The 21,655-nt window shown below is 65.3% G+C and carries 18 protein-coding genes; 6 read left to right on the top strand and 12 right to left on the bottom strand.

Annotated elements, in window-relative coordinates:
• Positions 1-126: 126 nt before the first annotated feature.
• Entirely contained in the window at positions 127-1,104 is a 978-nt protein-coding gene (locus QA600_RS11025; RefSeq protein WP_278291988.1) for a formyltetrahydrofolate deformylase, read from the bottom strand.
• Between the two features lie 520 nt (positions 1,105-1,624).
• Between QA600_RS11025 and QA600_RS11020 the strand changes: the two genes are divergently transcribed.
• On the top strand, positions 1,625-1,825 hold the full coding sequence (locus tag QA600_RS11020) for a hypothetical protein (protein ID WP_005558802.1): 201 nt from the start codon (positions 1,625-1,627) through the stop codon (positions 1,823-1,825).
• A gap of 693 nt (positions 1,826-2,518) precedes the next feature.
• Here QA600_RS11020 and QA600_RS11015 read toward each other — a convergent pair.
• Positions 2,519-3,109 (bottom strand): hypothetical protein, encoded by a 591-nt coding sequence (locus tag QA600_RS11015; RefSeq protein ID WP_278291987.1) that lies wholly within the window; start codon positions 3,107-3,109, stop codon positions 2,519-2,521.
• A gap of 365 nt (positions 3,110-3,474) precedes the next feature.
• Between QA600_RS11015 and QA600_RS11010 the strand changes: the two genes are divergently transcribed.
• From QA600_RS11010 to QA600_RS11000, 3 genes are read left to right on the top strand one after another with little or no spacing between them, the layout of a single operon-like run.
• Positions 3,475-4,947, top strand: coding sequence for a sugar transferase (locus QA600_RS11010; protein WP_278291986.1), 1,473 nt, complete (start codon positions 3,475-3,477; stop codon positions 4,945-4,947).
• Positions 4,947-5,879 carry an SDR family oxidoreductase gene (locus tag QA600_RS11005; RefSeq protein ID WP_278291985.1) on the top strand — a complete coding sequence of 311 codons (933 nt, stop codon included), beginning with the start codon at positions 4,947-4,949 and terminating at the stop codon, positions 5,877-5,879. Before QA600_RS11010 ends, QA600_RS11005 begins: the two co-directional genes overlap by 1 nt.
• Positions 5,880-5,924: 45 nt before the next feature.
• Positions 5,925-7,022 (top strand): glycosyltransferase family 4 protein, encoded by a 1,098-nt coding sequence (locus QA600_RS11000; RefSeq protein ID WP_278292065.1) that lies wholly within the window; start codon positions 5,925-5,927, stop codon positions 7,020-7,022.
• A gap of 846 nt (positions 7,023-7,868) precedes the next feature.
• Here the strand turns inward: QA600_RS11000 and QA600_RS10995 are convergent.
• Genes QA600_RS10995 through QA600_RS10985 form a run of 3 tightly spaced genes read right to left on the bottom strand, consistent with a single transcriptional unit; the run spans position 7,869 to position 10,758 of the window.
• Positions 7,869-8,603, bottom strand: coding sequence for an AAA family ATPase (locus QA600_RS10995; RefSeq protein ID WP_278291984.1), 735 nt, complete (start codon positions 8,601-8,603; stop codon positions 7,869-7,871).
• A gap of 46 nt (positions 8,604-8,649) precedes the next feature.
• The gene (locus tag QA600_RS10990; RefSeq protein ID WP_278291983.1) at positions 8,650-9,747 is read right to left on the bottom strand and encodes a glycosyltransferase family 4 protein; all 1,098 of its coding nucleotides are present in this window, start codon (positions 9,745-9,747) and stop codon (positions 8,650-8,652) included.
• A gap of 54 nt (positions 9,748-9,801) precedes the next feature.
• Positions 9,802-10,758, bottom strand: coding sequence for a glycosyltransferase family 2 protein (locus QA600_RS10985; RefSeq protein ID WP_278291981.1), 957 nt, complete (start codon positions 10,756-10,758; stop codon positions 9,802-9,804).
• Between the two features lie 145 nt (positions 10,759-10,903).
• Here QA600_RS10985 and QA600_RS10980 point away from each other — a divergent pair, with 145 nt between their 5' ends.
• Positions 10,904-11,575 carry a hypothetical protein gene (locus QA600_RS10980; RefSeq protein ID WP_278291980.1) on the top strand — a complete coding sequence of 224 codons (672 nt, stop codon included), beginning with the start codon at positions 10,904-10,906 and terminating at the stop codon, positions 11,573-11,575.
• Between the two features lie 16 nt (positions 11,576-11,591).
• Here QA600_RS10980 and QA600_RS10975 read toward each other — a convergent pair whose 3' ends face one another.
• The 3 genes from QA600_RS10975 to QA600_RS10965 form a co-directional block, all read right to left on the bottom strand.
• Complete coding sequence (locus QA600_RS10975; protein ID WP_278291979.1) at positions 11,592-13,055, bottom strand: flippase; 1,464 nt, start codon at positions 13,053-13,055, stop codon at positions 11,592-11,594.
• 33 nt (positions 13,056-13,088) lie between these two features.
• Complete coding sequence (locus QA600_RS10970; RefSeq protein WP_278291978.1) at positions 13,089-14,297, bottom strand: hypothetical protein; 1,209 nt, start codon at positions 14,295-14,297, stop codon at positions 13,089-13,091.
• A gap of 109 nt (positions 14,298-14,406) precedes the next feature.
• A complete protein-coding gene (locus tag QA600_RS10965; RefSeq protein ID WP_278291977.1) occupies positions 14,407-15,393 on the bottom strand; it encodes an SDR family oxidoreductase in 987 nt (328 codons plus the stop codon).
• A 226-nt stretch (positions 15,394-15,619) separates the two neighbouring features.
• Here QA600_RS10965 and QA600_RS10960 point away from each other — a divergent pair, with 226 nt between their 5' ends.
• Positions 15,620-17,041, top strand: a complete 1,422-nt coding sequence (locus QA600_RS10960) for an O-antigen ligase family protein (protein ID WP_278291976.1) — start codon at positions 15,620-15,622, stop codon at positions 17,039-17,041.
• Positions 17,042-17,108: 67 nt separating this feature from the next.
• Here the strand turns inward: QA600_RS10960 and QA600_RS10955 are convergent, their stop codons facing one another.
• The 4 genes from QA600_RS10955 to aglF form a co-directional block, all read right to left on the bottom strand.
• Complete coding sequence (locus QA600_RS10955) at positions 17,109-17,837, bottom strand: phosphatase PAP2 family protein (protein WP_278291975.1); 729 nt, start codon at positions 17,835-17,837, stop codon at positions 17,109-17,111.
• Positions 17,838-18,081: 244 nt separating this feature from the next.
• On the bottom strand, positions 18,082-18,840 hold the full coding sequence (locus QA600_RS10950) for a hypothetical protein (protein WP_278291974.1): 759 nt from the start codon (positions 18,838-18,840) through the stop codon (positions 18,082-18,084).
• 5 nt (positions 18,841-18,845) lie between these two features.
• Positions 18,846-20,651 carry an ABC transporter ATP-binding protein gene (locus QA600_RS10945; protein ID WP_278291973.1) on the bottom strand — a complete coding sequence of 602 codons (1,806 nt, stop codon included), beginning with the start codon at positions 20,649-20,651 and terminating at the stop codon, positions 18,846-18,848.
• 73 nt (positions 20,652-20,724) lie between these two features.
• Positions 20,725-21,462 carry a UTP--glucose-1-phosphate uridylyltransferase AglF gene (gene aglF / locus QA600_RS10940; protein ID WP_278291972.1) on the bottom strand — a complete coding sequence of 246 codons (738 nt, stop codon included), beginning with the start codon at positions 21,460-21,462 and terminating at the stop codon, positions 20,725-20,727.
• Positions 21,463-21,655: the final 193 nt, after the last annotated feature.

Here is a 21,655-nt window from a genome sequence, read left to right as displayed (position 1 = left end):
AGCGTGAGTGTTCAAACACAATACGTAAGATGAATGATCGTGCGTGGTAGGAACGAGGACGGAAGTGGATGACTCTCGGGCGAGATCGACGGACACAGGTCACGGAGCGAAAGAACGAAATCGACGTCAGTCGTCGGCAACGGCCGTCCCCTCGCGATCGTCGGCGACGAGCGACTCGCGCTCGTCGACCGGGGCCTCGGGGTTGGCCCGATCCAGCGCTGCGGGTGCGCCGAGCTGGGTCGTATCCCGGTCCGGTTCCTCGACCATGGCCCGGCCGTCACCGATGACGAGTTCGTCCTCGAGGTGGAGCTCGATCGCCTCGAGCAGGGCTTCGGCCTCGAGGGGCTGGCCGCGCGCCTTGAGGTCGGCCTCGGCCGCGTCGGCGGGAACGTTGAACGCGCGCTGGGTGATGATCGGGCCCTGATCGAGATCCGTGGTCACGTAGTGGGCGGTGACGCCGGCGATCCGGACCCCCTTCTCGAGGGCCTGACGGTAGGCCGCAGCGCCGGGAAACGCCGGTAGGAGGCTCGGGTGGACGTTGATGATGCGATCCTCGTACCGGAAGACGACCTCCGGGGAGAGGATCTGGATGTACCTGGCCAGCGCGACGAGGTCGGTGTCATACTCGGCGAGCAGCTCCAGGAGTTCGTCCTCGTCGGGCGAACCGCTCTCGTCGCCGACGTCGTGGAACGGGACGTCGTACTCCGCGGCGAGGGGACGCAGATCGTCGTGGTTCCCGATGACGACGCCGATATCCGCGCCGAGCTCGCCCTCGTCCCAGGCCTCGAGTAACGCCTCCAGACAGTGGCTCTCCTTCGTGACCAGAACGGCGATCGACTGATCGTCGCAACTCGAGGGGAAGCGTACCCGTACGTCGGCGTCGAACTCGTCGCCGAGCGCCTGCAGCTCCGATCGCAGGACCGACTGCGAGACGGTCATTCCGTCGGTGTCGACCCGGGCGTTCACCCGGAAGGTGCCGTCGCGGACGGCCTGATCCAGTTCGAGCAGTTCGACGTTACGATCGTAGAGCGCGGTGGTCAGCTCCGCGAGTACTCCCGACTCGTCCGTCCCGATAAGGGTTATCTCGGTGCTCTCGCGGGTCATCGTTGCCGGTTCCCTCCGTCGTCGGCGCTTACTCGTTGCTGGCGCTGCAGTCGCTCCTCGCCTCGAGGGGCCTGCCTGTAGTGTGACATCTACTGACGTAGTTCCGGTTCGCAGATAATGAACGTTGGCTCTCCTGAAATCACCGAGAGAGGATGTGCTTCGGAACGCTCGTCGTTTCCGGTATCTGATAGCTTGTGAACTGACAGGGGTCACCGAGCAGGATCGACAGGGGATCGGTACCGACTGCGGTCACTTCCTCCGTTCTCGAGAACAGTACTGAACTCTGAGCTAAACTTCTGAGTGTTTATTAAATTGAAAGTCGCCAAGGAATCGGATTGTCTGTTCTATAGGAATTATATCACAATAGTAGTGAAGTTTTATGTATTTCGGAGCCGGGAACCAGGAACGATCGGCTCCGAGCCAACCGTGGTCGCACACCGAACGCTGTGGACCCGCCAGCGGGCTCGAGGCGGACCCAGCCACCCAGTACGCATATAGTCGCCGTCGTCGAACGCTGTCCATGGATACGGACCGGTTACTCGAACTCGTTCCCCACTACGTTGCGATGCTACTGCTGGTGTTTCTCGTACTCGGTATCGTGCGAACGCTCGTCGGCGACGTTGGCTTCTGGGTCGATCTCGCGATCATCTTCGTCCTCGTCTTTCTGTATCGGCCCGCCGTTCAAGCCCTCGGTATTGCTCCCAGCGCGTGGGAGGAGTGAACCAGCTCGAGGGGACGGAAATTCGTCTGCGCCCGTCCTCCGGTTTCCGGGCGACACGGTCAAAACGGTAAAGCCTCGGGGTCGTTCGAGAGAGCTTCGCCCTCCCGTGACTGAGCGGAGCGAAGCTAAGCGGGAACGAAGTTCCCGCGAGGTCAGCGGAACGTACGTCCCGCCAGACTCCGCGAGGTCCGCGAGACTTCCGGTCTCGCTTGATGACGAGAATCTACGATTCCCGAACCACTTGGCCCCCGGGGTACTCCACCTGCCGAGACGGTACCGGATACGAAACGGACGTCGGAAGCGACTGTCCCCTAACGTGCCGCTCGGATCGCGCCGGTCGCAGCATCGTTATCGACCGACATCCGTCGCGTGTACTCGTTCTCGGATTCGATAGACGGTAATCGTATCGAGCACCGGATGAAGTACCACGCTAAGAAACGAGCCGACGGCAGCGGCCAGTCAGGGAGCGTAGAAGCGGACGGACGAGAGTCCGGCACCGTGGAAGAACCGCCGACAGAGATCTCCGTCTCGAGACGGTTCGATACGGCCGCCGCGATCAGCGCACCCGAAACCGCCACTGCGAAGCCGCAATCACCTCGAGCCGGGGTACCTCGGGATCGATCCACGAGGGTCGGCGTTTCGCCGCCGTTTTTGTATCGCGATATGCCGTTTACCACTCGATTCCTCGGAAGCTTAGTCCATCGATCCAGTGTCGATGATCCGATCGAGGAGTTCGTCCTCCGAGAGCTCCTCCGCTTCGTAGGCTTCGAGCCACTCGGATTCGATGTAGAAGTCGGCGAGGCTCGTGCCACCGTGCTCGACGTCCCACTCGACGGTCGAGACGGTGCCGGTAAACTCGTCGACGTCGTCGATAGCCCCAACGAACGCCCGACCGGCGTCCTCGAGGGCCTCCTCGAGGGCCTCCTGGTCGAGGGAGTGTGCCTCCATCCGAACGGTAACCGTCTCGTCGTCACGGGTCACCTCCTCGAGCGAGATCTCGTCACTGTCGACGGTAAACGAGTCGTCCTCGAAACCGGGAATCTGGTCCTCGACTGGGTCGTCGTTTTCGGCTTCGTCCTCGTCGTCTTCATCGTCTTCGCCGTCCTCCCCGGGAAGCTCGTCGGTCGGTGTGTCGTCGGCCTCGTCGGTATCGTCCTCGAGTGCGTCGTCCATTTCGTCGGCGTCGTCCGGTTCGTCCGACTCCTCTCCGTCCGCGCTTCCGCACCCTGCTATCGTCGTTGCGAGTGCGGCGCCAGCTCCGAGAAGGATCTTCCGTCGGTTCATGGTGTCTCCTTCGTTCGGATACCTGGTTAGTAATAGTCACATAACCGAGAAACGGGACGTTGTGGACGCCGAAACTGTCTGTGACCCACCGGCTCAGGTCGCGTTCGTTGTGGCGAACTTCGAGGAGAGAGCGATAGCCGTCGGTTAGGTACCGATCCCACTGTCGACGATCAGAACCGAAAAACTGGATCGCGTGCGGTCCGGTCGGCCGGTGACGATCAACCACCCTCCTCGTTAAAACGGTCATAATTCGTCTGATAAGTAGCAACGAACTACTATTGGTCGAATATCCTGAAATAGCCGTAAACTAACTTTACGCCGTCTCACAAGCTTTAATACGGCGTCTGAGGGAGAGAATATGTTGAATGTTACTACGCTGGGGATATCGCGGCGCCGCAGCCACAGGGACGCTGCTGCTCGCACTTGCGGCGGGGTTCGTCGCGGGTATCCTTACCGGTGTGCCGACTACGCTCGGGGAGAGCCTTCTCGCCGCGGTACTCGTCGGTGGGGTCGTCAGCGTCGCGTTGACCCCGCTGTACGTCTCTCGGCCGCGCTCGGTAGCGACGGTGCTTTCGGAGAGCTGGCGACAGATCGGTATCGCCTGCCTCGTTCTTATTGCCCTCGCGGTCACTGGCGTCCCTCCCGCTCCCGCGGTTTCGACGTCGCTCGTCTCGGGAGCCCTCCTCGCACTCGCGCTTCCCGCCTGGTACGGACTCTGTCGCCGTCGTAACCGTACCGAACGCGTCTTGGTCGTCGGCGATGAACCCACGTTGATCAAATCCTCGGTCCTCTCGCTTCCCGTTTCGCCCCTCGGCTTCCTATCACCGGTACTGACCGAGCAGTCGATCGAGATGTCCTATCCCGGCGACTCGGTGCCGGATCGACGTCCCGACGACGAACAGATTCTTAGAACCGACGGCGGCCTCCGGACGGATGCCCAGCTCAACCGACTCGAGCTGATCGCCGGAACCAAGCGCCTCGGTGGGCTCTCGCGACTCGAGCGAGTCATCCAGGAGCGCGATATCGACACCGTCGTGCTCGCGTTCGCTCACGGCGACCGCGAGGAGTGTTTCGGCGTCCTGCGGACGTGTCGGGAACAGGGCGTCGACGCGCTTGTCCACGACTCGCTCGCCGACAGCGTTCTCGAGGACGAACCCGTCGGCGACGCGTTGGTGCGCGTCGACCTCCAGCCGTGGCCGTGGTACGGACGGCTAACGAAGCGAGCGTTCGATTTGACCTTCGCAACGGTGGGACTGTTCGTACTGGCGCCGATAATTCTGCTCGTCGCGGTGGCGGTCAAACTCGATTCTCCTGGTCCCGTCCTCTACAACCAGGTCCGAACGTCGACCCTGGGGCAGACGTTTACCCTCTCGAAGTTCCGGAGTATGGTCACCGACGCCGAAAGCGACGGGGCCGAGTTGAGCGACGAGGACGCCGGCAGCGTCGATCCCCGCGTCACCGGGGTCGGTCGAGTCCTCCGGAAGACTCACCTCGACGAGATCCCACAGCTGTTTTCGATTCTCAACGGCGAGATGAGCGTCGTCGGTCCGCGACCCGAGCGCCCCGAGATCGACCGGGAGATCGAAACCGACGGCATCGACTGGTCGAAGCGCTGGTTCGTCAAACCGGGGCTCACCGGTATCGCACAGATCAACGACGTGACGGGGTTCGAACCCGCGAAGAAACTCGAGTACGACCTCGAGTACGTGCGACGACGGTCGCTGTGGCTGGACGTCAGGCTCGTCGCCGCCCAGATCTGGTCAGTCACAGTGGACGTCGTCGACCTGTTGTCTGAACGCTTAACTAAGGACGGCGACGAAGAGTCGAGTAGCAGCTGATGTCAGGTCAACGACCGGAGCCGCCGACGGGAGAGACGATTCTGGTGACAGGAGGGGCGGGGTTTATCGGGAGCCATCTCGTCGACACGCTCGCCGACGAGAACGACGTTCGCGTGCTCGATAGCCTCTCGAGTGGCCGCCGTGACCGCGTTCCGGATGACGTGACTCTCGTCGAGGGCGACCTCCGAGACGACGAGGCCGTCGCGCGAGCGACGGACGGGGTCGATCTCGTCTTCCACGAGGCGGCCCTCGTCAGCGTCGAGCGGTCGGTCGACGACCCCGTGGAGAGCCACGCGGTCAACGTCGACGGGACGCTGACGCTGCTCGAGCGAGCCCGCGCCGAGGACGCCCGGGTCGTACTGGCCTCGAGTGCGGCGATCTACGGCCACCCCGAGTACACGCCGATCGACGAGGACCACCCGGCAGAACCGAGTTCGCCGTACGGGTTGGAGAAGGCGACCGTCGACGAGTACGCCCGGCTCTACCACGAGCTGTACGGTCTGCCGACGGTGTCGCTGCGGTACTTCAACGTTTACGGTCCGAGACAGGTCGGCGGCGACTACAGCGCCGTTATCAGCATCTTTCTCGAGCAGGCCCGGGCCAACGAGCCCATCACGATCGACGGCGACGGCACTCAGACGCGGGACTTCATCCACATCTCGGACGTCGTGCAGGCGAACCTGCTTGCGGCGACGACCGACGCCGTCGGCGAGTCGTTCAACGTCGGCACCGGATCGTCGGTGACGATTCGGGAACTCGCCGAGACGATCCGCGAGGTCGTCGGCTCGGACTCGGAAATCGTTCACGGGGAGCCCCGACCCGGCGACATCGAACACAGTCAGGCAGCGATTTCGAAGATCCGAACCGAACTCGGCTACGAACCGACGGTAGGCCTCGAGGAAGGGCTCTCGCGGCTCGTGGAGAACGACTGAGTGGATTCAGGAATGTCGCTCGAACTACCCGACGCGGATCGGCCGATGCGGATCCTTCGAGTGGCACAGAAGAGCTATCCCGACGTCAACGGCGGCGGCGCCTACCACGTCCACGCGATGAGCCGAGACCAGGCCGCGATGGGCCACGACGTTACGGTCCTGACGGTGCGACGCGACCCCGAACTCCCCCACCTCGAGGAGCGAGACGGCTACACCGTCGTTCGATACGATCCGACGGTCAGCCCGCTGGGCAACGACCTCTCGATCGGCGTCGCACGGTACCTGCGCGACGCCTGCGGGTTCGACGTCGTGCACGCCCACTCGCATCTGTACTTCTCGACGAACCTGGCGGCGCTGAAGCGTCGGCTCGGGGGGACGCCCCTGGCGATCACAAACCACGGGCTGTACTCCCAGACCGCACCCGAACGGGTGTTCGAGTGGTACCTTCGGACCGTCGGTCGGTGGACGTTCGAGCAAGCCGACGTCGCGTTCTGTTACACCGACGTCGGCGAGCGCCAACTCCGCGAGTTCGGCGTTCGAACGCCGATCGAGGTCGTCCCGAACGGGATCGACACCGAACGATTTCGGCCGGACGGCTCCGGGAGCGACCTGCTCGAGTCGTCGGGACCGATCGTGTTGTTCGTCGGCCGACTGGTCGAGGGGAAGCGACCCCAGGACGCCCTGGCGGCCGTCGAACGTGTGCGTGAGACGTATCCAGACGTGACGCTGTACTTCTGCGGCGAGGGACCGCTTCGCGACCGGCTCGAGGCGCGAGCCGGTGACCGGCTGGGCGACGGCGTCGAGTTCCTTGGCCACCTTCCCTACGAGGAGATGCCCCGCATCTACCGGTCGGCGGACGTGCTCGTCCTCCCGAGCCGGACGGAAGGCGTCCCCAGAACCGTCCTCGAGGCGATGGCCTCGGGCGTTCGCGTCGTCTGCTCGGACCTCGAGCAGGTCGCTACGGTTATCGGGAAGGGAGGGTCGGTCGCTCCCGTCGGTGACGTCGAGGCGTTCGCCAACGAGATCGAAACGCAGCTCTCGCGCTCGAGTGCGCGAAGCGACCGCGGGCTCGGACCGACGTACGACTGGCGGTCGACCGTCGAGCGGACCACGAGCGTACTTGGGGAGATCAGCCACCGATAGTTGGTCATGCGGTCTCTGTGTCCGGTTCTGGTTCTGAATCGGATCTGGGACGGTTCACTACCCAGATATGCGCACGTACCTTTTTCTCGTCGGGTTCGCTCGCGTTGTTCGTTCACCACTCTCTGCTCACGGGCGCTTCGCGCCCTCTGTTCACGGACGCGCAGCGTCCGTTCACACGGCATGCGAGACCGTTGGTCTCGCACTATTCGCATGGTCAGTGGGACCGCCAGTCCGACTCGACTCCAAAAATCTACGCTAAAAAGCCGCCTCTGCGGGCTTCGCCCGCTCCGGCGGGGAACCCGCTTCGTCTTCGCGCGGCGTAGCCGCGCGAACGGTCCGCGGAACGGAACGTTCCGCGCTCCTCGCGGATGCTGGCCGTGATATCTGTTTCACCTATACCTAACGGCTGCCTCTCTTGAGTACAGTTGCACTCGAGACGAACACGCGTTACGTAGAGGGACGTATCTAACGCTGAGACGTCCCAATCAACACCTCAGACTACCTCCTTTTCACAAAGAGTTTAAATTAAGAATCTGAAATAAAAAATATGGCCTCCTCTCGTACCGACCGTCATCGCCAAAGAACGTTGGCCGAAATTACACTCTTGTTGCTTGCTGGAATTGTTATCGTCTCTCTATGGCCTGAACTTATTCCTGCGCTTGCCGTTCCCGCCGGTTTGGTTGTCATTTATTTACTCTATCGACTGGTGACTACTGCCGAGGAAATCGCCGGGAAGTTGTAATCAGTTTGTTCTTTTCATTCTCCGTTATTCGAAACTACCGAACAGTACTTGTCCTGTACTGAACGCGAGTCTCATACAGCGTTCCGCACGGGAAACCCGTGCCGCTAACTACGGCGCTGTTCGCTCTCGAGGCGCTCGAGAACCACCCCGACGGCGTCCTCGAGATCAGTTCTCGACTCGTTGTCGACGTGAACCAGGTCGACCGACGGATTGCCGGCGATGGCGTCCGCGATCGATCGTTCGACCCGTTCCTTTCGTTCGAACGCCTCGCTTACGGCGTGCCCGTCGCCCGTCGGACTGACCCGCGTATCGCCGTCCGCGCGACCCGCGAGCCGTTCGCGGACCGTCTCGGGTGCAAGGTCGACGACCACGACCATCGATGGACCCGTCCGCGAGAGCGCGTCGACCGCCAGTTCGCACAGCGAGGTCGTTCGATCCCGTTCGGCGCCGAGGCCGACCGACCAGGCGGCCTGTGCCAGTCCCTGGTCGAGTACCTGCAGTTCCCCTGACGTCCGGGACTCGAGCACCCCGGCCACGTACAGCCAGTTGAACGTCGTCTTCACCAGCGTGCGAGAGGAGGGCTGGCCGCTTTCGGCGATCGCTCGAGCGGCCGCGAGCGCCCGTCGAGGGTGTCGAACCGTTCCGGTGGCGGCGTACCCGCTCTTGGCGAGGTACCGTCGCGCGCTCGAGACCTGGTGGGCGAGTTCGTACGTCGGCTCCGAGACCGGTCGTCCCGTCGCCGCCAGCCGCTCGGCCAGCCGGCGGGCGATCGTCGACTTTCCCGCCCCGGGAACGCCGAAGAACTCCACCGTCGCCGTGCCGTCTGCGAACCCCGTCACGGTCGGATCGTCCCGCGTTCGATCCAAAGCGGTTCCGGTTCGATCCCTACGACGACTCGAGCAGCTCCCGGTACAGCTCGGCGTAGGCGTCGGCGGTTCGCTTGAGGGGGAACTCGGTTCGCGCGCGGTCGGACGCCCGCTCGGCGAACTCCCGGCGCAGCTCGTCGTCCCCGAGCAGCCGTCGCAGGCGGTCGGCGAACGCGGCGGGCTCGGTCGGGGTCGCGTACGAACCCGCCTCGCCGACGACCTCGTGCAGGACGGGAACGTCGCTGACGACGACCGGAAGCCGACAGGCCATCGCTTCGACGAGGGCGACGCAGAAGCCCTCGGACAGCGAGGGCTGGACGTAGAGGTCGCTCGCGACGAGGATCCGATACACCTCCTCGCGGTCGACGAAGCCCGTGAACTCGACGCGCGCCCGGACGCCGAGCGAATCGGCGAGCGACTCGAGTTCCTCGCGCAGGGGGCCGTCGCCCACAATCGTCAGCCGACTCTCGGGGTGCTCGTCGGCGAGCGACGCGAACGCCCGGAGCACCGTCGACTGGTTCTTCGTCTCGCTCAGCCGGCCGACCGTCGTGATCTGCCTCCCGTCGGTCCCCCGAGAGTCGCAGGGCCTCTCGAGCACGCGGTCGATCCGATCGACGTCGATCCCGTTGTAGATCACCGAGCACTGCTCGTCGTCCAGTCCGAGCCGTTCGAACCAGTACAGGGACTTGAGGGTCCGCCTCGAGTTTGCAACGACCCGGTCGGCCCGCGGGAGCGTCGCGGCGTTGACCAGCACTTGCGGGAGCGAGTAGTGACGCTCGTGGTCGGCGTGTTCGGTGTCGACGATCTTCGTTCCGCGAGGGGCGAGCAGCCGGGCCAGCGAGCCGACGAAGTTGTGGTGGGTGTGGAGGACGTCGTAGGACCTCGTCCGCAGGACCCAGCGAAGGTGGGCTATTGCGGTCGGATCGAGACGCGAACTCGCGTTCAGCGGCACGAACTCGACGGCCGAATCCGGCGCCATCGCCGTCTCCTCGACGGCGGCGTCGTAGTAGGAAACGATCGTTACCTCGATCCCGTCGATCGCCGCCAGCGCCTCGCAGAGCTCGTAGGAGAAGGTCGTCGGTTTGACGTGCGTGAGGACGGCGAGGACGCGAACCATTGCCTGGGTGAGGAATTTCCGATCGGGCGGGTAAAGGCTTCGATGCAGATTGCGCTACGCGGGCCCAGACCCGACGGCTTCCCCGTACTCGAACCCGCTGGGGTCGCGCCTCGAGCGCAGGTATCGCGTCGCGGCGATCGCCGATCGAACGACCGCGGGATGGGTGTAGGAAAGCGCCAGCAGCGCCGCCCTGCGTTTCGTCGGCTCCGCGGAGAGCGCCGCCTTGAGGGCGCTACGGGCGCTTCGAAGCTCGTCGTGGTCCAGGTACGCCCGCCCCGCTCGCTCGGCGATCGCCGCCGTCGCGGGCTCCCAGTAGCCTCGCTCGCGGATCATCGACTCGTGTTTCTCGAGCACGGCCCGATAATCGCGGGTCACGGTCTCGGGCGAACTGGACATGCTCTCGTGGGAGGTCCGAAAGCAGAGGTGGTCGTCGACGGCATCGACGAGCCAGCGCTGGCAGAGCCGGATGTAGAGGTCCCAGTCCTGTTTCGTCGGCAGGTCCTCGTCGAACCCGCCGATCTCCTCGAGTGCGGCCCGTCGGGCGAGCACGCGGGAGGGCGAGCCGAGCAGGTTCTTCCGCAGCATAGCGTCCGAGAGGTCGCCGCTGGGTGCGTCGCGTTCGACGTGGATGACCTCTCCGTTGGGAGTTACCGACACGGAGAGGCAGGTGACGAGGCCGACCCGGTCGTCCGATTCGAGGCGTCGGACCTGCCGTTCGATCTTCGTCTCGTGCCACCGGTCGTCGTCGTCGAGGAAGGCGACGCACTCGCCCGAGGCGCGCTCGATCCCCGTGTTCCGCGCCGCGGAGAGGCCCCGGTTGTTCTCGTGTTCTATCACGATTACCCGCTCCGGGTACTCGTCGACGACCGCCCCGGCGTAGGCGGTCTCGGAGCCATCGTCGACGACGATCACCTCGAGATCGTCGTACGTCTGGGCCAGTGCAGTTTCGACGGCGCCCTCGAGGAAGGCGGGACGTTCGTAGGTCGGGATCACTACACTGACGGTCGCCATACCGGTGAGATTTCCCTCGGCGCCTTCAGCGTGTCGCTTCCGCGAGGCTTTCGATGCGGGCTCGAGCCGGCTGCGACCACCGAGAGCTATACGGCTGGGGTCGCTACTCGAGCCGTAACCGCCGCGTGCCGACGCGGTCCGACCCATGATCGACAGGAACCTGCTCCGGCTGAAGCTGCGAGACGCCCTCCCGCGATCGATCACGGGGCCGACCGTTCCGCCGTTCGTGATCTGTCGGGTCGATCCCCGCGAGATCCGGACGTACCTCGAGTACACCGTGTTGCGAAAGTACCGCTCGGCGGGCCGGATCGAGCCCGGGGAGTGGGACCTGCAGGCGAAGCCGCTGTCCGAGAGTCCGAAGTACCGGCTGCTTCGGGGGTACTACGGTGGGAGCGTCAGCGAGGGCAACCTCACTCCCGAGCGACTGCGCGAGGCCGGCTACCCCGAGCGCGAGGCCCGCTCCTACGCAGCGACCGGGTACGGGGCCTACCTCGACGAGCTGTTCGCGTCGATCCGTGAACGGGGGATCGAACTCGAGTACGACACCGCCCAGGCGGAGCGAACCGCCGACCGGTACGATCAGGTAGCTGTCAACGTCGGCCGCGACGGGGCGCTGATCTTCAACTCCTGTGGGTTCCATCGGCTGGTGGCGTCACAGCTGGTCGGACTCGAGGAGATTCCGGTCCGGATCAACGCGATCCACAGCCGCTGGTGGCGGACCCACCGGGACGCGGCGAACCCGCTCGACGAGCACCCGCAGCTAACCTACGTCGGTCGGATCCCGATCCGGTGGCGGGACGTGCTGGCGCGAGCGTGACGCCCGATCGGGAAGGTCAGAACGGCGCCGCCGAACGGAGCTGCTGGCGCTCGACCAGGCCGATCGAGACCGTTGCCCCGAGCCAGACGGCCGTCCCGAGAGCGACGACCGCCGCGAGCGAGACGACGCCGTCGACCATGGGCGAAAACGGCAGAATAACGAGGGACATGACCGCCGTGACGGCCCCGACCTTGGCACAGCGACGACCGATCGCCCGCCAGTCGAGGTCCAGCTCGAGGTGGATGAGGTAGACGTTCACGGCGACGTACGCCGCGTACGTGCCTGCAGTCGAGATCGCCGCGCCCGCGATCCCGATCGTCGGGATGAGCGCGAGGTTCAACAGGAGGTTCGCGACCGCTGCCGTGCCCTTCGCGTACGCGCGGTGTTTCGCCCGGCCGAGGTAGTCGAGCCCGCCGCTGGTGACGTAGGAGACCGCCTGCGCGACCAGGTAGACCGTCAGGAGCTGCAGGACGATCGCACCCCCGGCGTACTCGGCGCCGAAGACGAGCGCGAGCGTCGGCTCGGCGACGATCGCCAGCCCGGCCGCCGCGGGAACGTAGAACACGAGGGTGGCCGTCAGCGCCTCGCCGTAGAGCCGCGAGGCGGTCTCGAGGTTCCCCCGCTGGAGCTGTTCGCTGTAGCGAGGTGAGATGGCAAAGCCGAGCGAGTTCGCGGGCGACTTGATGAACGTCAGGAGCTGTTTGGCGACGACGTAGTAGCTGACCGCCAGCGGCGTCAGGAACGCCCCGATGAGGACGACGTCGACGCGCTTGATGATCGTGCTTCCGTTCTCGGTCAGCGTGATCGGGAGCGCGTACTCGGCGATCCGGCGGCGAAGCCCCGCCTCGAGTTCGCCCCGCTCGGCGCGCGCGTAGAGCCGGTAGATAACCGCCGCGAACAGCGCGGCACCGAGCAGCGAGCTGACGACGTAGCCGACGAGCGCGCCGACCACACCGAGGCCGGCGAGTACGAGCCCGATCGCGACGACGGGGCGGACGACCGCTTCGACGAGCGTGATGTATGCGGCCCACTCGATCTCCTTGAACCCCTGACAGAGGTTTCGCCCGGAGTTGACGAGCCCGTGGCCCGCGACGTACAGCGCGCCGACCAGCAACAGCTCCTCGAGTCCGGGCTCGCCCAAAAGCGCCGCGAGCGGTTCGCGTGCGACGATCAGAGCGACCGTGACGGTCCCGAGGGTGACCGCGAGCGCGAACGCGACGGTCTCGACGATATGGGGTATCTGGCCCGCGTCGCGCTCCTCGTACTCGGTGAGGTAGCGGGCGGCGGACTTCCCGAGTCCGAGCCGACCGATCACCGTCGCGATCGCGAAGACGGAGATCGCGAGGTACAACAGCCCGTACTCGTTGGGCTCCAGCAGGCGGGCGAGGACGACGACCAGGAGGCCGCTCGAGAGGTTCCGGACGACCTGCGAGGCGAAGTCGGCCTTGAGCCCGGACGCGATCTTCGCTGCGAGCGCCATCTCGGCGTTCGTTCCGAGCAGGGCGGAATAAGGCTACTGATCGACGCCGCCGGAGCCGGGCGTCTCGCCGAACGTCCGGGAGAGCGGTATCGTCGTCTTCCCAGACGGGTCGACCAGCGCGAACCCGACGAACGTTGCGAGCATCAGCGACGGCGTGGACAGCCCGCCGAGCGTGAACGACTCGGTCAGCATCTGCAACGCGAGCAGCGTCAACGCGGCGAGGACGAACCCGTTCCACGACGGATCGTTCCGCGCCCGCACCTTCTGCAGGGCCGAGGCGACCGCCCCGGCGAGTGCGAGGACGTACACGCCGCCCACGAGGTATCCCGCGTTCAACACGATCGCGACGAACGAGTTGTGGGTCGGGACTCCGGCGTCGAATCCGGCGCCGATGAGGGGGCTCTCGGCGGCCTGCGAGAGGGCGATCCCCCAGAACACGAGGCGCTCGCTCCCGCCGCGTTCGATCACGAGCGCGAGGTAGGATGCGCCGAGATCGGTCAGGAGAAACGCCGACGCCGAGATCGCGCCGACGGCGGCGAACAGGAGCCCCGACGCCGGTGAGCGAACGAACAGCAGGACGGCCGTTCCCGCCCCGAACGACAACAGCGCCATCGTCGCGTCGCTCAGGACGAGCCCCGTCAGCGTCACGAGCAACGCCGCGCCCCAGGGTCGGCGCCGCGACTCGAGGAGCGCCCACAGCGCGCCGAGGCTCGCGACCGCGGCCGCGAACCCGAAGGCGTTGGAGTTGCCGTACACCGACGCGACGCGAAGGCCCGGTCGGCCGAGGACGCTGTTGCCCGTCCACGGAAAGTTCGCCGCGGTGACCGTCTCGAGGCCGAGGAGGCCGATGCCGAGCAGGGTGAGCGCGGTAACGGCGCCGACGAGCCCACCCACGAACCGTCTCGGGTGCGCGAGGAGCAGCGAGGGGCAGACGTACCACAGTGTAACGCAGACCACGGGCGTAAGCAGGATGTAGGGCACGAACGACGTCGAGCCCGTGAGGCCGAACTGGACGACCAGCCCGACCCAGTAGAGGCCGAAGAGCGCGACGACCGGCCACTCGAGCGAGGCGCCGGTCAGCCGGCCGTCCTCGAGTCCGTACAGGGCACCGAGCGCGAAAATCGACAGCAGGATAGTCCCGGAGATGACGTAGCCGACGGCGGAATCGACGAGCCACGTGGTCGGGGCGAGCCCCGCGACGATGAGTGCAGCGCCCACGGACGCTGCGGCCGTCTTCGCCATAGCTCAGGAAGGGACGGTCCGTCCATTTACCTTTTCCTCGAGAACGTCTGTGCCCGCGTCTCTCGCGGGGCCACCTCGACTACGCGACGCGAACCGTTTTGTTGCCCGATCAGGAGTCCAACACGAGCGGCTCGTACCAGTCCCGGTTCCGACGGTACCAGTCGATGAACCGGGAGACCCCTTCCCGGATCGACGTCGACGGCTCGTACCCCAGCAGCTCGCGGGCCTTCGAGACATCGGCGTGAGTGTGCTCGGCATCGCCCGTCCGTCGCTCGGCGTACTCGAGGCCGAGCGAGGGATCGATCTCGTCGCGAACCAGCGCCGCCAGCGTCCGGACGTCGATAGTGTCGGTGCTCCCGACGTTTACGATCTCGCCGTCGGCCGAGTCGTCGTCCAGCAGCTGCCGGTTGACGTCGACGACGTCGTCGATATACGTGAAGTCCCGCGTCTGGGCGCCATCGCCGTATATTACCGGTGGCTCACCGTTCAGACAGCGCGAGACGAAGTTCGAAATCGCCATGTTGGGACGCATCCGCGGGCCGTAGACGGTGAAGTACCGCAGCGAAACTGTAGGGAGGCCGTACACCTCGCCGTAGACGCGGGCGTACTGTTCGGCGGCCAGCTTCGAGACGCCGTACGGGCTGACCGGCGCCGTCGGGTGGTCCTCGTCGTAGGGTAGGTACTCAGGTTTGCCGTACACCGAGGAGGAACTCGCGAGGACGACCCGCTCGAGGTCGGTCTCGCGGGCTGCGTCGAGGACGTTCAGCGTGCCGTCGACGTTGATCGAGTTGGGTTTCCGGGGGTCCTCGACGCTCGTTCGGACGCCCGCCTGTGCGGCCTGGTGGTAGACGACGTCCGCGTCGCCGACCAGTTCGTCGACGAGGGTCGCGTTCCGAACGTCCCCCTCGACGAGGGCGTAGGCGCCCTCGTTTTCCGCCGTAGCCGCTCGGCCGAGTTCGATCGTTCGTTCCTTGATCCCGGTGTCGTAGTAGGGATCCAGGTTGTCGAGCACCGTCACGTCGTGTCCCGCTTTCGCGAACGACTCTGCGAGGTGCCCTCCGATGAATCCGGCGCCGCCGGTAACGAGAACGCGCATCGTTCGCCAACAGACTGGCGACTCCCAAAAACACATCGGGATTTTTACGTGTGGGAACGAGTTGCCGAGCGGTCGAACACGCCGACTCGTCGGTTCGCTCGAGCGGAGGCGACGAGCGAACATTCGATTCCCGGTTCGGTCGGTTGCCGGCCCCGAGCGGGGAACGAACCGCCGGGATATAGTTACTGGCTCAGTTATTTACCCGTCCCCGATAATTACTCGAGACGTGAGTGCTGTCGAACGGGAGCCGGGGACGTTGCTCGCCTACGGGTTGGACCTCCAGCTCCTCGTGAACCTGTTCGTCTACGGTTTGTTCGGCCTGCATCTAACTCTGGTGATTCTCGCGTACTCGACGGACGCCATCGCGGCGTGGCAGCTGGCGGCCTTCGCCGTCCTGCTCGGAACGGTCTGTGGCTGTCGGCTCGTCACGAACGCCTACCAGGAGTTCGACCAGCTCCAGGCGGGGCTGCTCTCGGTACTCGGCATCTCCTTCGTCATCCTCGGCGTGATCTACCAGAGTTCCTCGCCGGGGTTCGGTCTCGGTCCGAGCCGTCCGCTCGCGATCGCGATCGTGTTCGTCCTCTCGGTTTCCTTCTTTCTCGTCGTCACTGACGCCAGGCGGTACACGGCGGGCCAGTGGGCCGCAGTCGGCTGTTTTGCGGTTCTGACCGCGATCTACCTCGCCCACACGCTCGCGTACGATCCCTCGAGTACGCAGTCGCGGTGGCCGCTGTGGGCGGCGGTCGTGATGGGAACGAGCCTCTTCGTCGTCCCGCGGCTCGTTCCAAAACGGATCTTCCTCTGGTTTCTCCCCCGGTTGGCGGCGGTCGCCGTGATACTCGGCCTGGGAACGTACGTCGTCGGCGAGTACAGCCTGTGGGCGTTCGAGGTTCGTCAGTGGTCGGGCACCCCGTCGGTGCCGCTGATCGAGACCGAGCGCTCGACGATCCAGTCGTTCTTCCCGAACCCCAACTCCTTCGGGCTGGTCTCGTTCGCCGGCCTCGTCGCCGCGGTCGTCGAACTCCACCGCTCGGTCGCCACCCGTCGACCGCTGGGAGCCGCGCTGGCGGTCGCGCTCGCCGGCCTCTGTGCGGCCGGCGTCTTCCTCTCGAACGCCCGGGCGGCGATGCTCGCCTCGGCGGTCGTTCTGGTGATCTACGCCGCCTACGTCGCTGGCGGCCGCATCGCCGTCCCCGTCGCCGCCGTTGCGAGCACCGTCGGCGTCTTCGGACTGCTCGCTGCGATGTACGCGGACGTGATCGACATCTCCACGTCGGGTCGGTTCGAACTCTGGACCGCGAGTCTGCGGGCGATCCGGGACGGTCCCCTCCTGTTCGGCCACGGCAGCGGTCCCGCGAACCTCGTCATCGAACCCTATCTCGAGGGCGAGACGGCACCGTTGCCACACAACTCCTACCTCGAGGTGATGATCCAGACCGGCCTCGTCGGCGCCCTCGCCTACGGCGGGCTGATCGCCGGCAGCGTCGCTCGCGGACTGGCCGCCTACCGCGACGTCGACGTCGCGATGCTCGCGTTCGTCGTCGGGTGGGCGATCCACCTGTTCTTCGAGTCCTACACCCTGTTCGAGTGGTCGATCGGCGGCGTGCTGGCGTCGATGGCGATCGGATACCTGCTCTTTGGCGACTGAAGAGACCGAAGCCGAGCGCGCGGACGGCTCCTCGAGCGCATCGGTGACCGAACGGTTCCGGCACCCCTCAAGTTGAATCGGGGATGAGACGGTCGTATACGCCGTACACCCGTCGTCGGATTACCGGGTGTTCGACGAGCCACCAGCCGACCAGTCCGACGGCGGTCCCGACGAGCGCGAGGAACGCCCGATCGTTGACCCCGGTGGCGACCGCCGCCGCGAGCGCGATTCCGAGCGCCGCGAGGAACGCCCGCAGCGGTCGGTCCAGCGCGAGCCGGCCGACCGTGGCGAGGTAGACGGCGCCGAACACCACAGATGCGACAACGTCGACGAGGTAGTGCACACCTAGTGCGAGCCGGGAGACGGCGACGAGAGCGACGATCGCTCCGGCGATACCGATTCGAACCGACCGCCGGCCGCGCGGGAGCCACAGCGCCAGCGCGCCCCAGAAGACCGTGGCGGCCATCGTGTGCCCGCTCGGAAAGCCGAACTCGCTGGGTTCGATCACGTGGTACTCCGCGGGCGGACGCGGAAGCGCAAACATCGACTCGAGCAGGACGACGAGCGAGAGGCCGCCGAAGATGGTCGCGATGAGAGAGACCGTTCGGTCGGAACACAGCGGCTCCTCCCGTCGGCCGCGCCGAATCGACGAGCCGACGTCGACGAGGTAAAACAGCACCAGCGCGGGGGCGACGAACAGGAGGTCCCCGAACAGCGTCGCCGCGACGAACGCCTCGAGGGACCACTCCGGAAGGACCGTTCGGAGTGCCTCCATCACGCCGAGGCTACGGCTCATGGCGACCCGCGGACGTCGCGATCGGTCGTCCGCTCATCCCTCGAGTTCGGGACGCGGAGACCGCCCCGCGTCGATACACAGCCCATCATCTGTTCTCGGCGCGTGCGTTACAGCATACCTGCTAGCTCTAATTCAAAAGGCTATCGAGTCGTCGGACGCAGGATCGGAGTCGCATCGAACGCCTCCCACCCCCGAGCGCCAGCTCTCGAACTCGATCGGTGTCGGTACGGTCGCGAGCGAGCGATCAATCGCTCCCGTCGCTTCGCAGTGCCCGATCGACCGTCGCGACGGCGTCCTCGAGGCGCCCTTCGTTCGGGGCCCTGACGACGGTGATCGAGTCGTCGGCCTCGGCTACCTCGGCGACCCTCGAGCAGGCCTGTTCGTGTCGCTCCTGTGCGTCGTCCATCCTTGCGACGCCGTGTCGCTCCGAGAGAGACTTCTCCCGGCTGCGCTGGCGCCGGAGGCAGACCGCCGTCGGCGCGGTGACGTAGACGAGCGTTTCCGGCGTCGGCACGCGGTCGAAGTACGCCTCGAGAGAGAACCGGTCTCCACCCCGCCAGAGAGTCGAGACGGCCCCCATCGCAAACCCCTCGTCCATACAGAACCGTTCGTCCGACCGGACCGTCTCGACCCCGAGCTGGTAGCGCTCCGCGGTGTTCTTGAGCAGCGACGCAGCCTGGTCGGGTTCTCGAGAGACCGCTCGTCGGGCGCCGACCATCGCGTCCGGAAACGACGGCTGCTCGAGCAGGAACGACGAGAACAGCCGTTTCCGAATCGGGTGCTGCAGAACGAGCGTCTCGACGTACGAGCGCGGACGCGACGGCAACAGTCGGTACGCCAGCCGGGCGGGGCCGTCGTAGCGATCCAGGATCAGTCGCTCGAGACCGTCCTCGTAGATCCCGCCGTAGTACCGCGGGTCCGACGTGAGCCGTCCGTGTACCGCCGACTTGCCCGCTCCCGGTGGGCCGAGAAACTCGACGTGTGAGCGGTCGGTCGGCGTCATTGGAGTCACTTGCGCGACTGGATCGCGTACAGGTCGGCGTACTGTCCACCCCGGTCGATCAGATCGCCGTGTCGGCCGGCCTCGACGACCTCGCCGTCCGAAACCGTATAGATTCGATCCGCGTTCTCGACGGTCGAGAGTCGGTGGGCGATCGCGAGCATCGCGTAGTCCCGATCCATGCCCTCGATCGCCGCCTGAACCTCCTGTTCGAGACTCGAGTCCAGGTCGCTCGTCGCCTCGTCCAGGATGAGCAGTTCGGTGTCTTCGAGCAGCGCTCGCGCGAGCGAGACGCGCTGTTTCTGGCCACCCGACAGCCGTGTACCGTCGTCGCCGAGGACGGTGTCGTACCCGTTCGGGAGGTCGTCGAGGAACTCGTCGATCTTCGCGATCGAACACGCTCGCTCGATCTCCGCCTGGGTCACGTCCCGGTTCCCGATCGTGAGGTTGTACCGCAGCGTGTCGTTGAAGATGAACGGATCCTGGCGGACGATCGAGATCCGATCGCGCCACTCGTCGACGTCCATCTCGGCGATCGGAACGCCGTTGGCGCGGATCTCGCCGCGGTCGACCTCGTACAGCCGAGCCAGCAGCGAGACGATCGTCGACTTGCCGGCACCCGACTGGCCGACGAACGCGACAAACTCACCTTTCTCGACCTCGAAGTCGATCCCCTTGAGCACCTGCTCGTCGCCGTCGTAGGAGAACTCGACATCGTCGAACTCGACGTGGTCGACCGTGTCGGGCACCTCACGGGTCGGCTCGTTGACCTCCTCGCGGTGCTCGAGGTCCTCGATGAACTGCTGGGTTCGGACGAGATGCGGGAGGTCGTTCTCGACCTTGTAGTAGTACTCGTTGAGCGCGCTCACCTTGGGACCGAGCTGCATCATCGCAAAGAGGAAGACGCCGAGCGCGCCGATCGACAGGTCGGCAAACGTGAGCGCGAGATAGATGAGCAAGAATACCGAGACCGCGACCCCGAGGTTGTAGAAGTTGTTGATCGCCGCCTCGTTGCGTCGGAGTTTGATTCGCGCGGTCGTGTACTGGTCGACGGCATCCAGGAAGTTCCCGCGGAGCTCCCTGCCAAGGCCGAAGATCCGCACATCGCGGATCCCCTGGGTACCGGCCTGGGCGGCCTCCTGGCGGCGCTCGTTGGCGTCTGCCACCTCGTCACCGAGGTCGTACCCGCCCTCGAGCACCCCCCGAAGCAAAACCGTCAGCCCACCGAGAATGGCGATCGCGATCAGTGTCAGCATCGGCGCCATCACCAGCGCAATAACGAGGTATGCAAGCGAGAGGAAGAGCTGTTCGAGCACCTTGATTACGCGTCGGATCACCCGCCCCGCGTAGTAGGTCTGGGTGACGATGGCGTTGAGGATGTCGTCGGAGCCCTCCTCGTCGAAGTATTTGACCTCGGCGTCGAGGGCGTTGTCGAACGCCCGAACCTGCAGATCACGAATGTAGTAGGTCCGTAGCGCCTCGCGGAACCAGCCGACGAGGAAACTCGCCGTGTACCGCACCGTCATTACGACGGCGACGCCGGCCACCACGAACCCGAGGGTAAACGGGACGCCGAGGGCGTCGTAGGCGACGACGAACGCTTCCATCAGCCCATCAGCCTCGGCGACGGGATCGTCGGCCTGGACGATCTCGATGATCGGGAGGATGAAGCTCAGTCCGATCCCCTCGAGAACCGCAGCGAGCAGCCCGAGGCCGACGATCAGCGTCGTGAACTTCGGGCTGAATCGGGCGACGTCCAACAGTGCGTCGATCTTGTCGCGCCGAGAGATATGCTCGGCATCGTCAGTAGACATCTCGGAGGTAGTAACGCATCGCCGTCGGAATCGTATAGTCTCGTCGGAACCTGTCGCGGTCAGTCCCGGCCGGTCAGTCGGAGGTGGCTTCGGCGGGCACTTTCTCCTGCAGTCGTTTCTCGGCCTCCTCTCGGTCTTCGGGGTAGCCGACGTCGATCCGCCAGCCGTCGAGGCCGATCGCGTCGATCGTCCGTCCCGACTGGATGAGCAGGTCGACGGCGTCGCTGAGCTCGTACTCGCCGCGGTCGGACGGCTGAACGAGGTGGCAGGCGTGGAAGATCGCGGGCGTAAAGGTGTAGAAACCGGTCATCACGAGATTCGACGGCGGATCGTCGGGCTTCTCGATGACGTCCGTGATCTCGCCGTAGGCGTTGGTGTCACAGACGCCGTAGCGGGAGGCTTCCTCCCAGGGGACTTCCTCGACGAGGAACGCGGCGTCGGCGCGTTCCTCCTGCTGGCGCCGGACGACGTCCTCGAGGTTCGCCTCGAAGACGTTGTCGCCCAGGATCAGCATGAAGTCGTCGTCGATGTGTTCCTCGACACACAGCAGCGCGTGGGCGAGGCCGTTCTGTTCGCGCTGGTGGGCGTACGTAATCGGCACGCCGCGGTACTCGTCGCCGTAGTGGTCGATGATCTTCTCCTTGAGGTAACCGACGACGATGACGAACTCGCTCGCGCCCAGCTCGACGAGGCGGTCGAGACAGTGGGTGATGATCGGCTTCTCGTCGACCTCGACGAGTCCCTTCGGCTTGTCCTCGGTCAGCGGCCGGAGTCGCGTTCCCTCTCCGGCGGCGAGTACGACGGCTTGCATTGACACTAACTGGTGAGTCTCTCCTTACAATAACGTTCTGGTACGGACCGATATTCATTTTGTAGAGTTCGGCCGAAATACAAGCACTGTGTGGGCTCAGAGCGGTTTCGCTCCACTGTCGGGTCAGATCTGATCTGGCCTCGAAGTCGCGAGGTCGTCCGCGCGAATAGGAGCAAATATTTGTTTCCGACTT

Source organism: Natronococcus sp. A-GB1 (genome assembly GCF_029688845.1).
Classification (GTDB): domain Archaea; phylum Halobacteriota; class Halobacteria; order Halobacteriales; family Natrialbaceae; genus Natronococcus.
The sequence above is the reverse complement of the archived record's forward strand: the minus strand, read 5'-3'. Positions and strand labels throughout refer to the sequence as shown.